Origin of the sequence: Dyella jejuensis (assembly GCF_044904675.1) — a bacterium.
Lineage (GTDB): Bacteria > Pseudomonadota > Gammaproteobacteria > Xanthomonadales > Rhodanobacteraceae > Dyella_B > Dyella_B jejuensis.
Window position 1 is genome coordinate 423017 of the sequence record NZ_JADIKJ010000002.1, and the last position, 14692, is coordinate 437708.

11 protein-coding genes are annotated in these 14692 nt (G+C 63.4%); all 11 read left to right on the forward strand.

Translation table 11 applies throughout. The annotated features are described in order from the left end of the window. Window positions 1-19 precede the first annotated feature (19 nt). The 11 genes from frr to dnaE all read left to right on the forward strand — a co-directional run bounded on the left by frr (window position 20) and on the right by dnaE (window position 14653). Entirely contained in the window at window positions 20-577 is a 558-nt protein-coding gene (gene frr, locus ISP15_RS03625) for a ribosome recycling factor (protein ID WP_404545182.1), read from the forward strand. 269 nt (window positions 578-846) lie between these two features. Next, on the forward strand, window positions 847-1584 hold the full coding sequence (gene uppS, locus ISP15_RS03630) for a polyprenyl diphosphate synthase (RefSeq protein WP_404545185.1): 738 nt from the start codon (window positions 847-849) through the stop codon (window positions 1582-1584). 22 nt (window positions 1585-1606) lie between these two features. Further along, a complete protein-coding gene (locus ISP15_RS03635; protein WP_404545188.1) occupies window positions 1607-2428 on the forward strand; it encodes a phosphatidate cytidylyltransferase in 822 nt (273 codons plus the stop codon). A 255-nt stretch (window positions 2429-2683) separates the two neighbouring features. Next, entirely contained in the window at window positions 2684-4033 is a 1350-nt protein-coding gene (gene rseP / locus ISP15_RS03640) for an RIP metalloprotease RseP (protein WP_404545189.1), read from the forward strand. Between the two features lie 221 nt (window positions 4034-4254). Further along, window positions 4255-6672: an outer membrane protein assembly factor BamA gene (gene bamA, locus ISP15_RS03645; RefSeq protein WP_404545192.1), complete on the forward strand. Its 2418-nt coding sequence runs from the start codon at window positions 4255-4257 to the stop codon at window positions 6670-6672. Window positions 6673-6794: 122 nt separating this feature from the next. Next, window positions 6795-7823: a UDP-3-O-(3-hydroxymyristoyl)glucosamine N-acyltransferase gene (gene lpxD / locus ISP15_RS03650; RefSeq protein ID WP_404545195.1), complete on the forward strand. Its 1029-nt coding sequence runs from the start codon at window positions 6795-6797 to the stop codon at window positions 7821-7823. Further along, window positions 7816-8289, forward strand: coding sequence for a 3-hydroxyacyl-ACP dehydratase FabZ (fabZ, locus tag ISP15_RS03655; RefSeq protein WP_404545197.1), 474 nt, complete (start codon window positions 7816-7818; stop codon window positions 8287-8289). The genes lpxD and fabZ overlap by 8 nt, the downstream gene beginning before the upstream one ends. Then, window positions 8286-9059, forward strand: a complete 774-nt coding sequence (gene lpxA / locus ISP15_RS03660) for an acyl-ACP--UDP-N-acetylglucosamine O-acyltransferase (RefSeq protein ID WP_404545199.1) — start codon at window positions 8286-8288, stop codon at window positions 9057-9059. Before fabZ ends, lpxA begins: the two co-directional genes overlap by 4 nt. A gap of 23 nt (window positions 9060-9082) precedes the next feature. Further along, window positions 9083-10297 (forward strand): lipid-A-disaccharide synthase, encoded by a 1215-nt coding sequence (gene lpxB / locus ISP15_RS03665; protein ID WP_404545202.1) that lies wholly within the window; start codon window positions 9083-9085, stop codon window positions 10295-10297. An 82-nt stretch (window positions 10298-10379) separates the two neighbouring features. Beyond that, window positions 10380-10976, forward strand: coding sequence for a ribonuclease HII (rnhB, locus tag ISP15_RS03670; RefSeq protein WP_404545355.1), 597 nt, complete (start codon window positions 10380-10382; stop codon window positions 10974-10976). Between the two features lie 128 nt (window positions 10977-11104). Next, window positions 11105-14653, forward strand: a complete 3549-nt coding sequence (dnaE, locus tag ISP15_RS03675; protein ID WP_404545204.1) for a DNA polymerase III subunit alpha — start codon at window positions 11105-11107, stop codon at window positions 14651-14653. Window positions 14654-14692: the final 39 nt, after the last annotated feature.

The window sequence follows — 14692 nt, forward strand, 5'->3', positions numbered from 1 at the left end:
GCCAACGGGTGATTCTTCAATGCTCAACGACATCAAACACGATGCCCAGACCCGCATGGGCAAGAGCATCGATGCCCTCAAGCACGACTTGTCCCGCCTGCGCACCGGCCGTGCCAGTACCTCGCTGGTGGATGGCATCAAGGTGCCCTACTACGGCTCGGACATGCCGTTGAACCAGGTCGCTTCGATATCGCTGGCGGACGGCCGCTCCATCGTCATCACGCCCTTCGAAAAGAATATGGTCGCCCCGATCGAGAAGGCGTTGCTGGGCTCCGACCTCGGCATCACGCCCACCACGGCCGGCACGGTCATTCGCCTGAACATGCCGCCGCTCACCGAGGAGCGCCGCCGCGAACTGGCCAAACACGTATCGCACGAAGGCGAAAACGCCAAGATCGCCATCCGCAACGTGCGCCGCGACGCCTTGCAACACGTCAAGGACCTGCTCAAGGAAAAGCAGATCACCGAAGACGAGGAGCGCCGTGCGGACGAAGAAATCCAGAAGATCACCGACCGCTTCGTCAAGGAAGTCGACACCGTAGCGAAAGCCAAGGAAGAAGAACTGATGGCCATGTAAGCCATCGCCACCAGGTCCGGCAGATCGGCGGGACACGATGCATTCCATACGCTTTCTGCCGGGGAGAAAGCAAAGGATGAGGGACTGACCTTGCATAATCGCCGCATCCAAGCGGGTTCCAGGCCAGACCGGCCAAGCCCGCCCCGCGCCTCGGCTTCCGCTCCGAAAAGGCGGGAGCATGATCGCAAATGGCCTTTTTTTGCTGACGATTACATTTTCTGCGTCCCTGCCGGCGAGGCGATCATCGTCGCCCTCGCTACCCTTCATTCATGACCACCAGCCCGAACAATTACGTACCACGCCACATCGGCATCGTGATGGATGGCAACGGCCGCTGGGCCAAGGCACGCCATCGTCCGCGCAGCTTCGGCCACAACGCCGGGCGCAAAGCCGTGCGCGAGGTAGTAGAAGGTTGCCTGCGCCATGGCGTGCAGGCGTTGACCTTGTTCGCATTCTCCAGCGAGAACTGGCAGCGTCCGGAAGAAGAAGTCGGCGCCTTGCTCGATTTGTTCGTGCGCGCGCTGGACAAGGAAGTGGACGAACTGCACGGCAACGGCGTGCGCCTGCGCTTCATTGGCGACCTGGATGCCTTCGAGAAGCCGCTGCAAAGACGGATGCTCGAGGCCATGCGGCGCACCGCCGGCAACGATAAGCTGCACATGAACATCGCGGTCAACTACGGCGGGCGCTGGGATATCGTGCAGGCGGCCCGCAAGGCCGCCATGGCGGTTGCGCGCGGCGACCTGGCCATCGAGGCCATCGACGAAGCAGCCTTCGATCGCTGGACCAGCTTGTCCGAGGTGCCGCCGCTGGATCTGTTCATCCGCACGGGCGGCGACCGGCGCGTCAGCAACTTTCTGCTGTGGCAGCTGGCCTATGCGGAACTGTATTTCACCGATACGCTGTGGCCGGATTTCAACCAGATCTCGCTACAGCACGCCATCAATGACTTTGCCCGCCGTGAACGCCGCTTTGGCCGCACCGGCGATCAGGTCGCCCAGGCCTGACCGCTACTGCTAAGGAACGCCCATGCTGCGACAGCGTGTTGTCACCGCCCTGCTTCTCGCTCCGCTAGTCATTCTGTTGGTCCTGCTGGTGCCGACGAACATCTTCGCGTGGCTGCTGGCAGCCACGTTCCTGGCCGCAGCGTGGGAATGGACACGGCTCGCGGGCATGAAAAGCCGCGTCTCGCGTGGCGTCCTGCTGGGTTTGAGCGCGGCACTGTTCGTCGCATTGTGGCTGTTGCGCGCCTCGGGTTGGGCATGGCCTGCGCTGATCGCTGCAGGCGTGGCCTGGTGGCTGCTGGTGTGCGTATGGCTGCGCCATTTCTCTTTCGGCGCATCGCCCACGCCTGAAAACCGCAACCTGAAATTGCTGGCCGGCATGTTCGTGATCTTTCCCGCGTGGGTCGCTGCCGTGGATATCCACGGCAGCCAACCCCACGGCCATATCTGGGCGTTCCTGGCGATGCTGCTGGTCTGGGCGGCCGACACCGGCGCCTATTTCGCCGGCCGCTTCTTTGGCAAGCGCAAGCTGGCTCCGCAAATCAGCCCTGGCAAGACCTGGGCCGGCGTCTACGGCGCGTTTGCCGCCAGCGCGCTGGTCATCGTGGTGGCGGGATGGCTACTAGGCGTGCACGACCTGCGCCTGGTCGGCTTGGTTGTCGTGGCCATCGTGGCGGTCGCCAGCTCCATCGTCGGCGACTTGCTGGAAAGCCTGATGAAGCGCCATGCCAACGTCAAGGATTCGGGCGCGCTGTTCCCAGGCCATGGCGGCCTTCTCGACCGCCTGGACAGCATCTTCGCGGCGCTGCCGGTTTTCGCGCTTGGCAAGCTGCTGCTGGGCCTGTGAACAAACCGATCATGGTCAAGCTTCGCCATCGGCATGCCACTGCGTCGGCCACCCTGGACAGGCCGGTACAAGTTGCCCTTCCCGCCTGGTCATGGCCTGTCCCGACGATCCGGCGTCAACGGAACTGCCAGCCCAAGCCGCGGTCGATATCCAGGCCCCGAGCGAACGCGACCGGACGGCCCGAGTGGTCGCCCGGCAGGTACTTCGCAACGCTTGCTGATAAGCTTTGAGTTCCCTAGAGACGTACCTGATTTAATGAATCCCTTTTTCGGCTCGGTGTTCTGGTTACTCGTCACGCTAGGCGTGCTGGTGACCTTTCACGAATTCGGACACTATTGGGTCGCACGCCGGTGCGGCGTGAAAGTGTTGCGCTTTTCCATCGGTTTCGGCCGCGCGATCTGGAAACACATCGGCCGGGATGGTACCGAATACCAGGTAGCGGCGATTCCGCTCGGTGGCTACGTCAAGATGCTCGATGCGCGCGAAGGAGAAGTCGACCCTGCGCTGCGCCATCAGGAATTCACCGCGCAACCGATCTGGAAACGCATCGCCATCGTCGCCGCAGGCCCGGGCTTCAATATCGTTTTCACTGTTGCCGCGTTCTGGTTGATGTTCGTGCTGGGGCGTACCGACTACGCTCCCATCGTTACCGCGGCGCCACAGAGCATGGCGGCGCAGGCGGGCATACAGCCGGGCGATCGACTGCTTTCGGTGGGTGGGGAAGCGGTCACCACCTGGAGCGGTTCGTTCGACATCATTGCCAACGCACTGCTCGGCCGCACGCCGCTGGCCGTGACCGTACGCGGCACCGACGGCATGCAGCGTGCGCTGGTACTACCGCTCGACCGCCTGCCGGCCGGCGAAGATGTAGGCCAATACATGGAGAAGCTGGGCTTGCAGCCGGCGCCCGCGCCGGCGATCGTCGCCACCGCGGTGCCGGGCGATCCTGCCTCCCGGGCGGGTCTGCAGTCGGGCGATCGGATCGTCAGCGTCGATGGCACGGCAGTGAAAAATTTCGACGAGCTCGGCAAGCAGATCGCGGCATCGGCAGTGAAATCGCCAAAGCTTGTGCTGGTCGTCGAGCGGAGCGGCAAGTCCATGCCTTTCTCGGTGACGGCTCGCATGGATTCAGAGGATGGCAGCGCCCCACGCTGGGTCATCGGCGTCACGCCACCCGCTGCGGAAATGGCCATCCAGCACTATGGGCCGTTCAAGGCACTGGCCCAATCGCTCGATCTCACCTGGCAGCGCACCACGGATACCTTCAGCATGGTCGGCAAGATGCTTACCGGCGAGGCATCCACCCGCAACATCTCCGGGATCGTCGGCATCGCCCAGGTCGCCAACGCGGCGGCCCAGATGGGGCTGGATCGCTTCCTCGAATTCCTCGGCCTGGTATCCCTCAGCCTGGCGATCATCAACCTGCTGCCGATACCAATCTTGGACGGCGGGCATTTGCTGTATTACCTTATCGAGCTGGTCAAAGGCAGCCCGGTCAGTGAGCGGACCATGATCGCGGGCCAGTACATAGGCATTGCCTTGCTAATCACCTTGATGGGGTTGACGTTTTACAACGACATCCATCGCATCATCCTGCCCTCGTGAGACGGATGCGCGCCGCTGACAACCGCTGGTTGGATGCTGGCCGTAGCTTCCCATCACGTGGCAACCCATCCGCAACGCGCGGCACCCGGAGTTCCTGCACCGGTCATGCCAGGCGCGAGCGCGGATGGCAACACGAGGCCGGCATGACGCCGGCCTTGAAAAAAAAATGCAGCGAGGCGGTCGCGTGACCGCTTCGTCCGAATAACACAACGGAATCGACGATGAAGCGTATCGCCGCCCTGATCCTGCTTGCCTCCCTTTCTACGAGCGCTTTTGCTCTCGAGCCATTCGTCATTTCCGATATCCGCATCGAGGGCCTGAGCCGCATCTCGGCCGGTACGGTGTTCAACTACCTGCAAATCAACAAAGGCGACCGCCTTACCAACGAGGAAGCCCAGCAGGCGATCCGCGCCCTGTACGGCACCAAGTTTTTCAGCGATGTCGAGCTGGAACGCGATGGCGACATCCTGGTGGTGAAAGTGGTGGAGCGTCCGTCCATCACCAAGCTGACCATTCGCGGCAACAGCGATATCAAGACCGACGACCTCAAGAAGGGCCTGAAGGATATCGGCCTTTCCGAAGGCGAGACCTTCGACCGCCTCGCGCTCGACCGCGTGCAGCAGGAGCTGATCCGCCAGTATTACAACCGCGGCAAGTACAACGTCTCGGTATTCCCGCACGTCACCCAGCTCGATCGCAACCGTGTCGCCATCGACATCGAGATCCGCGAGGGCAAGGTCGCCAAGGTCAAGGAAGTGAACATCGTCGGCAACACGGCGTTCACCGACAAGGAAATCGAGAAGGATTTCGAAACCGGCACCACCAACCTGCTGTCCTGGTATTCGAAGAACGACCAGTATTCGCAGGACAAGCTCACCGGCGACCTGAAGAAGCTGCAGTCCTTTTACATGGATCGCGGCTATGCGGACTTCGGCATCGATTCCACCCAGGTCACCATCGCCCCGGACAAGCGCGCGATGTACATCGCCGCCGACGTGATCCAGGGCGACATCTACCATATTTCCGATACCCACCTGCTCGGCCAGCTGATCCTGCCGGAAGACACCCTGCGCAAGCTGGTCTTCGTCAAGAACGGCGACCTGTTCAACCGCGCCGCGATCGAGGCAACCTCCAATTCGATCAAGGCGCTGCTCGCCAACATCGGCTATGCCTTCGCCAAGGTCAATTCGGTACCGAAGCTGGACAAGCAGAACCACACCGCCGACATCACCTGGTATATCCAGCCGGGTCCGCGCGTGTACGTGCGGCGCGTCATTTTCCAGGGCAATACGCGCACCGAAGACGATGTGATGCGCCGTGAAATGCGCCAGCTGGAAGGTTCCTGGTACTCGCAGGCGGCCATTGATCGCTCGAAGATCCGCCTGCAGCAGCTGGGCTTCTTCAAGACCGTCACCATCGACAAGCAGGTGGTGCCGGGCAGCGACGACGAGGTCGACCTGACGGTAAAGGTGGAAGAACAATCCGCCGGCAGCCTGACTTTCGGCGTAGGCTATTCGCAGTATTCCGGCATCATCCTGTCCAGCTCGGTCTCGCAAAACAATTTCCTCGGTACCGGCGACCGCTTCACCATCGGCGCGGAACGCAGCGACTACCTGACGCAGATCAACGCCGGCTACTACAACCCATACCTGACCGACAACCACATCGGCATCGGCTACAACGCCACCTTCTCCAAGGCGGACTACAGCGACCTCGGCAGCCAGTACGCCAGCTACTCCAACAGCACCAAGTCGTTCTCCACCACGCTGGGCTTTCCGGTCACCGACTTCGACAACCTGAGCGGCAGCCTGGGTATCGGCAGCACCAAGATCAACACGTATGCCGGCTACACGCCGCAGGTGCTGATCGATTACCAGAACGCGCTGGGGCACCAGACCGTGCATACCTGGACCGGCTCGCTGAGCTGGGTGCACGACACGCGCAACTCCTACTGGGCCCCCACCCACGGCGGCCAGCTGTCGGCCACGGTCAGCGCCGCGCTGCCCGGTTCCACAGTGCAGTATTGGACCTTCAACGGCGAGGCGAACCACTATTGGCCGGTCGGTGGCGGCTTCGTGCTGTACGTGGATGGCAAGGTCGCCTACGGCAATACCTATGGCAACAAGACCTACGAGTTCAGCACAGACGATGGGCAGTACCTGGCCGGGCAGAAGGTTGCCTTCCCGTTCTGGATGAACTTCTACGCGGGTGGCGTCACCGACCTGCGCGGCTTCCAGGACAATACCCTTGGTCCGCGTGTCTGTGCTGGCACCAATGCCAATGGCAGCCCGATCGTGGCAAACCCGAAGAGCGGCTATTGCGCAGACAGCACCTATTCCTACGCGCAACCGATCGGCGGTGCGTTCAAGGTGCTGGGCACGACCGAACTCTATCTGCCGCTGCCCTTCCTCAAGGACATCAACACCGCGCGCGTGTCACTGTTCCTGGACGTAGGCCAGGCCTACACGAACATCCAGAGCTTCAGCGCCAAGCAACTGGACGCCTCGGCCGGTGTCTCCCTGCATTGGCAGGCGCCGATCGGCCCGTTGATCATCAGCCTGGGCATGCCGTTCCGCACCCAGCCTGGCGACAGCGAATACGAAGAACGCATCCAGTTCACCTTCGGCAGCCAGTTCTGATCCCTTCGGCCAGGACGTTCCACCGAAAGCGCGGCCATGCCGCGCTTTCTTTTGGAGTCGAAAGATAATGCACGCCGCAGGAGCCCAGCCCCTACAATGCGGCGAACGTCGTGGAGCACCGGATGAGCACGATCCAATACAGCGTCGCCGAACTCGCCGAACGCTTTGCCCTGGAGTTCCAGGGCGATGGCGCACGCATCATCGACGGCGTCGGCACGCTAGCTGGTGCAGGTCCGAGCCAGCTCAGTTTCCTGTCTAACAATAAATACGCCGCGCAACTGGCCAGCACGCGCGCCGGCGTGGTCGTGCTGAATGGCGAAGCGGCCAGCACCTGCCCCACTGCAGCGCTCATCGCGCGTGATCCCTACGTGGCCTATGCCCATATCGCCGCGCTGTTCGAACGTCTTCCCGCAGCATCGCCCGGCGTGCATCCCAGTGCGGTGGTGGCGGCCGGCGCACGGGTAAGTCCCAGCGCAAGCATCGGCCCATGCTGCGTGATCGAAGAAGACGCGGTGATCGAAGCGGGCGCGGTGCTCGGTCCGCACTGCATCATCGGTTCCGAATGCATCGTCGGCGCGCAATCACGCCTGGTGGCCCGCGTCACGCTGGTGATGCGCGTAAGCCTGGGCAAGCGCGTGCTGGTACATCCCGGTGCGGTGATCGGCTCGGATGGATTCGGCCTCGCCTTCGACCGCGACCATTGGGTAAAGCTGCCGCAACTGGGCGGCGTCCGTATCGGCGACGATTGCGAAATCGGCGCCAATACCACCATCGATCGCGGAGCGCTGGACGACACCGTGCTTGAGGACGATGTACGACTGGATAACCAGATCCAGATCGCACACAACGTTTATATCGGGGCGCATACCGCGCTGGCCGGCTGCGCCGCCGTGGCCGGCAGTGCGAAAATCGGCCGCTATTGCATGATCGGCGGCAATGCAGGCGTGCTCGGCCATCTGGAAGTAGCCGACCGGGTTACCATTACGGCCAAGAGCCTGGTAACGCATTCGATCCGGGAGGCCGGCGAATATTCTTCCGGCGTGCCGCTGCAGGAAAACCGTCAGTGGCGCCGCAATGCCGCGCGCTTCAAGCACCTGGATGAGTATGCGCGCCGGCTTTCGGCGCTGGAAAAGGATAAGAACAATGACTGACAACACCGCTTCGATCACGCTACCGGTAGGCGTGGAGCAGATCCGGCAATTGCTGCCGCATCGCTATCCGTTCCTGCTGGTCGACCGGGTGATCGAGATCGTGCCCGAACAAAGTGTGGTGACGCTTAAAAACGTCACCATCAACGAACCGTTCTTCAACGGCCACTTCCCTGGCCATCCGGTGATGCCGGGCGTACTGCTGGTGGAAGCCATGGCCCAGTCGGCGGGCCTGCTGACGCAGATCAGCGCGCGCATGAAAGGCGGTTCGGCCAGTGCGTTGTTCTACTTGGCCAAGGTCGATAATGCCCGCTTCAATGCGCCCGTCGTGCCTGGCGACCAGTTGCGGATGGAAGTACGCCTCAAGCGCCTGCTGCGCAGCATGGGCCTGTTCGAAGCCCGCACGCTGGTCGACGGCAAGGAAGTGGCGAGCTGCGAACTGATGTGCGCGGCGAGGTCGGAGAAATGATTCACCCGACTGCGCAGGTCGATCCGACCGCCGTCATCGGCGCCAACGTCCGCATCGGCGCCTATACGGTCGTCGGCGCTGACGTGCATATCGGCGATGGCACCATCGTCGGACCGCACGTCGTCATCGACGGTCCGACCCGGATCGGGCGAGACAACCGCATCGCGCAATTCGCCTCGCTGGGCGGTGATCCGCAGGACATGAAATTCGGCGGCGAGCGCACCGAGCTTGTCATCGGCGACCGCAACCTTATCCGCGAGTTCGTCACCATCAACCGCGGCACCGTCGACGGCGGCGGCGTCACGCGCATCGGCAACGACAATTGGCTGCTTGCCTACGTGCACATCGCCCACGATTGCAACGTGGGCAACCATACGATCTTTTCCAACTATTCGGCCCTGGCCGGACACGTGGAAGTGGGTGACTGGACGGTCTTCGCCGGTTATTCGGGCGCGCACCAGTTCTGCAAGATCGGCGAGCATGCCTTCATCGCCATGGGTTGCCTGCTCGGTGCCGACGTGCCGCCGTTCCTGATGATGGCGAACGACCAGGGCGGACGCCCGCGTGGACTGAACACCACTGGCCTCAAGCGCCGCGGCTTCGAATCGGATCGCATCACCGCCATCAAGCGCGCGTACCGCACCCTCTACACCTCGGGTCTTTCCCTGAGCGAAGCACGCGAGCAATTGGTGGCGCAGGCGGCAGAGAGCGAGGATGTCCGCGCCATGCTGGAATTCCTGGACCGCAGCGAGCGGGGATTGGCGCGTTAAATCCACTACGGGCTTTGTCTGGCATGTCCAATGACTCGAACTGCCCCCTGATAGCGATCATCGCCGGCGAAGATTCCGGCGACCAGCTCGGCGCCGATCTGATCGGCGCATTGCGCCGCCGCTTTCCGGCGGCGCGATTCGCAGGCATCGGCGGAAACCGCATGCAACAGCAGGGTTTCGAATCCTGGTACGACATCCGTGAGCTTTCGCTGTTCGGCTTTGCCGAGGTCATCCGCCATTTGCCGCGACTGTTCAAGCTGCGCAAGGAACTGGTCGCGCGGCTTATCGCAGAACGGCCCATCGTGGTGGTCGGGATCGACGCGCCCGATTTCAATCTTGGCGTCGAGCGGCGCCTGAAACAGGCAGGCCTGCGTACCGTGCATTATGTCAGCCCGTCGATCTGGGCCTGGCGCGAGAATCGCACGGAAAAAATCGGCCAGAGCGCTCATCGCGTACTATGCCTGTTCCCGATGGAGCCGCCGATCTATGCACGGCACGGTATCGACGCACGCTTCGTCGGCCACCCCCTGGCCGACCGCTTCCCGCTGGTCTCCGATCGCATTCCCTCGCGCCGCACGCTACAGCTGCCGCTGGACGTACCGGTGCTCGCCGTGCTGCCCGGCAGCCGCCATTCCGAACTGGAACGGATGGGCGCCATCTTCCTGGATGCAGCGCGACGTGTCGCCGCCGCCGTACCCGGCCTGCGCATCGTCATACCGGCCGCCAACCCGCGCGCGCTCGCCACGCTCAAGGGCTTGCTCGCGCGCGGTCCGCATGGCGGCACGATGCCGATACTGCTCGACGGCCACGCGCACGACGCGATGCTGGCGGCCGATGTCGTGCTGCTCGCCTCCGGCACCGCAACACTGGAAGCCATGCTGGCCAAGCGACCGATGGTGGTGGGCTATCGCGTCTCGCCGTTGAGCTACCGCATCGCGCGCATGCTCAACATGCTCAAGACCGATGTCTACGCACTGCCCAACATCCTTGCCCGGGCCTGCGGCATGGGCGAGCGATCCCTGCTGGTTCCCGAGCTGATGCAAGACGATTGCGCGGCAGCCCCATTGGCGGATGCCACCCTCGAATTGTTCCGCGACAGCGAGCGCCGCGGCGACATCGTGGCGGCGTTCGAGCAACTGCACGAAGCCCTGCGCGGCAACCTGCATGGTCATGCCGGCGACCATGCCGCGGCCGCGATTGTTGAATTGCTCGACACGTCCGCTACGATACAGCGCTGAAAGAAGCGAACTCCGGTTTTCCATGAAGCTTGCTGCGGCCATCCGTCCCCTGCCCGCAACCGCTCCCCGAGTGGTCGACCGCATGCGCATCAAGCAGCGGGTGCTGGTCGCGGGTGTCGATGAAGCCGGTCGCGGGCCTCTGGCGGGCCCCGTCGTGATCGCCGCCGTGGTGCTGGATCCGCAGCGGCCGATCGACGGCCTGGACGATTCCAAAAAGCTCAGCGAAACCAAACGCGAGGCCCTGTATCCGCTGATCGTGGAGCGGGCACTGGCCCATTGCATCGTGATGATCGACACCGACGAAATCGATCGCATCAATATTTTCCAGGCGACCATGCTCGGCATGACGCGGGCGGTCACGGGCCTGGCACCCGCGGCTACCGAAGCGTGGATCGACGGCAACCATCTGCCGAAGAACCTGCCCTGCCCAGGCCGCGCCATCGTCGGCGGCGATGCGCTCGAACCGGCGATCAGTGCCGCATCGATCCTGGCCAAAGTCAGCCGCGATCGCCTGATGGTGGCCATGGACCGCCAGCACCCCGGCTACGGCTTCGCCGCGCACAAGGGTTATTCCACGCCTGAACACCTCTGTGCACTGCAACGACTGGGACCGTGCAGCCTGCACCGCCGCAGTTTTGCACCGGTCAGAATCCTGCTGGATCAAGGCCAGCTTTTCTGAACGCATCTTCGGTGGATAGCGCGTAGGGCACGCATCCTTTTCGTCGCGCCCTGGCCCGCGCCAGCTTGTCAATTCTTGCCCCCCTCCGACCGCACCGCTAGGCTGCGCTATTGCTTCGCGTGCGAGCCATGTCCCTCCGATTCGCTCATCTGCATCTGCACAGCGAGTATTCGCTGGTCGACTCGACCATCCGCATCAAGGCGCTGGTGGCTGCCTGTGTGCAGGCGGGCGCGCCCGCGGTGGCGCTTACCGACGAATGCAACATGTTCGCGCTGGTGAAGTTCTACAAGGCGTGCAACGCGGCCGGCATCAAGCCGATCGGCGGTTGCGACCTGTGGATCAGCGCGCCGGACGATCCGCGTCCATGGCGCCTCACCCTGCTGTGCCAGAACCATGCCGGCTACCTGAATCTTTCGCGGCTGGTTTCGCGTGCCTGGCGCGAAGGCCAGCACGGCGGCCGGGCGCTGGTCGATGCCGCATGGCTGGCCCCCGACGCCACGGCCGGCCTGATCGCCCTGCTGGGCCGCGAGAGCGAAGTCGGCCGCATGGCGGTCAACCAGGGCACCGAAGCGGCCAGCTCACGCCTGCGCACGCTGGCGCAACTGTTTCCTGACCGACTGTACCTGGAGCTCACTCGTTGTGGCCGCGAGGGCGAGGAGACCTGGAACAATGCCGCGCTGTTGCTGGCGACCGGAATGGATCTGCCGATCATCGCCAGCAACGACGTGCGCTTTCTCAAGCAGGATGATTTCGAAGCGCACGAAGCGCGCGTCTGCATCAACCAGGGGCGCGTGCTGGCCGATCCCAAGCGCCCGCGCGACTACAGCGACCAGCAATACCTGAAAACCGCCGAGGACATGGCGGCACTGTTCGCCGATATTCCCGAGGCGCTGGAAAACACCGTCGAACTGGCCAAGCGCTGCAATCTGGAAATGTCGTTCGGTACCTATTACCTGCCGAACTTTCCGGTACCCGAAGGCCACGACCTTGCCAGCTATATCCGCGAGCTCGCGCGCCAGGGCCTGCACGAACGGCTCGCCACCGCACCGTTGGCGCCCGGGCATACCCTGGCCGATTACCAGGCGCGCCTGGAACGCGAGCTGGATGTCATCATCGAGATGGGGTTTCCCGGCTACTTCCTGATCGTGGCGGACTTCATCAACTGGGGCAAGCAGAACGGCATCCCGGTGGGACCTGGCCGCGGCTCGGGCGCCGGCTCGCTGGTCGCATGGGTGCTGAAGATCACCGATCTGGATCCCTTGCAGTTCAATCTGCTGTTCGAACGCTTCCTCAATCCCGAGCGCGTGTCGATGCCGGACTTCGACATCGACTTCTGCATGGACCGCCGCGACGAGGTCATCGATTACGTCGCGCGCAAATACGGCCGCGATCATGTCAGCCAGATCATCACCTATGGCTCGATGGCGGCCAAGGCCGTGTTACGCGATTCCGGGCGCGTGCTGGGCATGGGCTATAACGCGGTCGATCGCATCGCGAAACTGATTCCGCCGCGGCCGCTCGATCTCACGCTTTCCGATGCGCTCGGCCGTTCGGAGAAATCGCAGAAAGAAACCGACCGCGTCGTCAAGGAGTTCTGCGAGCTGTACGCCCAGGATGAAGAAGCCAAATCGCTGATCGACCTGGCGCTGAAGCTGGAAAGCCTCACCCGCAATGCCGGCAAGCACGCCGGCGGCGTGGTGATCGGCCCCAAGCCGCTGACCGAATTCGCGCCGCTGTATTGCGAACCGGGCGGCGGTGGCGTAGTGACGCAATACGACAAGGACGACGTGGAAGCCGTCGGCCTGGTGAAGTTCGACTTCCTCGGCCTGCGCACGCTCACCATCATCGACTGGGCGGTGAAGGCGATCAACGCGCGCCGCGAACAGCACGCCGAGGCGCCGCTGGATATTGCCACGCTGCCGCTGGACGACGCCTACACCTACGACGAGGTGTTCAAGAAAGCGCAGACGGTGGCGATCTTTCAGTTCGAATCGGCTGGCATGCAGCGCATGCTCAAGGATGCCAAGGCGGACCGTTTCGAAGACATCATCGCGCTGGGCGCCCTGTACCGCCCCGGCCCGATGGACCTTATTCCCAGCTTCGTGGCGCGCAAGCACGGCCGCGAGGAAGTCAGCTACCCCGACCCGCGCGTCGAGCCCGTCCTGCAAGAGACCTACGGCATCATGGTCTACCAGGAGCAGGTGATGCAGATGGCGCAGATCGTGGGCGGCTATTCGCTCGGCGGCGCCGACTTGCTGCGTCGCGCGATGGGCAAGAAGAAAGTCGAGGAAATGGCCAAGGAACGCGCCAAGTTCCGCGAAGGCGCCGCCAGGGACGGGCTCAGCGGCGAGAAAGCCGACGCCATCTTCGACCTGATGGAAAAATTCGCCGGCTACGGCTTCAACAAGTCGCACGCCGCCGCTTACGCGCTGGTGTCGTACCAGACGGCATGGCTGAAGGCGCATTATCCGGCCGAGTTCATGGCCGCGACGATTTCCTCGGATATGGACAACACCGACAAGGTGGTGACCTTCCTCGACGAATCGCGCGCGATCGGCCTTACCGTGCTGCCGCCGGACGTCAACGCATCGGAATTCATGTTCGTCGCGGTCGAGCCGCGGGTGATCCGCTACGGCCTGGGTGCGATCAAGGGCGTAGGGCAAGGCGCCTGCGAATCGATTGCCGAGGAACGCCGCAACGGCGGCGGATACAAAGACCTGGCTGATTTCTGCCGGCGTGTCGATCCCAGCAAGCTCAACCGTCGCGTGCTGGAAGCGCTGATCCTGTCCGGTTCGCTGGACGCGCTCGCGCCCACCCGCGCCAGCTTGATGCTGCAATTGCCGGATGCGATCAAGGCTGCCGAACAGCATCTGCGTGACCGCCAGTCCGGCCAGAACGACATGTTCGGCGCCATCATGGGCGCCGCCGCCCCGGTCGTGCAGGTGGAACTGCCTACCGCGCCCGAGTGGCCGCTGGAACAGAAGCTGCAGGGCGAGCGCGATACGCTCGGGCATTACCTCTCCGGCCATCCCACCGATCCGTGGCGCGAGGAATTGGCCCAGCTTTCCACCTGTCCGCTGGGCGAGATCGCCGATCGCTACCAGCCGCCGCGGCCACGCAAGAACGATAACGACGACGGCAACCGTTTCCGGCGCGGCCCCGATACGCCCTGGACGGTCGCCGGCATGGTCACCGCCGTGCGCAAGCGTGGCGATAGCGATGCCTTCGTGCGGCTGGAAGATGGCACCGGCGCCATTGAGGTGAGCTTCTTCGGCGAGCTCTACCAGCAAGCCGCGCCGCTGCTGACGCGCGACGAACTGCTGGTGGTGGAAGGCGGCCTGCGTATCGACGATTTCTCCGGCGGCGGCTTTCAGCTGCGCGCCCGCAGCGTCTATACGCTGGGGGATGCCTGCCGTCGCTTCGCCCGCCTGCTGCGGGTCAAGGTCAACGGCATCGGCCCGGACTTCATCCCGCAGTTCCGGCAAGCCCTGGCCGGCCACCGCGGTGGCCGCGCCAGCGTGGTCCTCAGCGGCTACCACAACGCTATGGCCCAGGCCGACTTCGAACTGGGCGAGGACTGGCAGGTCAACGCCATTCCCGAGCTGCTGCGCACGGTGCGGGGCATGCCGGGGGTGATTGGCGCTGCGGTGAGAATCGTCAGGACGGGGAACGATTGAGCATTCGGTAACTGCGCCACATGTCACAACGCAAGTTCA

Bases quoted from the DNA above. Each gene is read 5' to 3' on its own strand.
- frr (WP_404545182.1), top strand. From the start codon at position 20: ATGCTCAACGACATCAAACACGATGCCCAGACCCGCATGGGCAAGAGC.
- lpxD (WP_404545195.1), top strand. From the start codon at position 6,795: ATGAGCACGATCCAATACAGCGTCGCCGAACTCGCCGAACGCTTTGCC.
- ISP15_RS03635 (WP_404545188.1), top strand. From the start codon at position 1,607: ATGCTGCGACAGCGTGTTGTCACCGCCCTGCTTCTCGCTCCGCTAGTC.
- dnaE (WP_404545204.1), top strand. From the start codon at position 11,105: ATGTCCCTCCGATTCGCTCATCTGCATCTGCACAGCGAGTATTCGCTG.
- bamA (WP_404545192.1), top strand. From the start codon at position 4,255: ATGAAGCGTATCGCCGCCCTGATCCTGCTTGCCTCCCTTTCTACGAGC.
- fabZ (WP_404545197.1), top strand. From the start codon at position 7,816: ATGACTGACAACACCGCTTCGATCACGCTACCGGTAGGCGTGGAGCAG.
- rseP (WP_404545189.1), top strand. From the start codon at position 2,684: ATGAATCCCTTTTTCGGCTCGGTGTTCTGGTTACTCGTCACGCTAGGC.
- lpxB (WP_404545202.1), top strand. From the start codon at position 9,083: ATGTCCAATGACTCGAACTGCCCCCTGATAGCGATCATCGCCGGCGAA.
- lpxA (WP_404545199.1), top strand. From the start codon at position 8,286: ATGATTCACCCGACTGCGCAGGTCGATCCGACCGCCGTCATCGGCGCC.
- rnhB (WP_404545355.1), top strand. From the start codon at position 10,380: ATGCGCATCAAGCAGCGGGTGCTGGTCGCGGGTGTCGATGAAGCCGGT.
- uppS (WP_404545185.1), top strand. From the start codon at position 847: ATGACCACCAGCCCGAACAATTACGTACCACGCCACATCGGCATCGTG.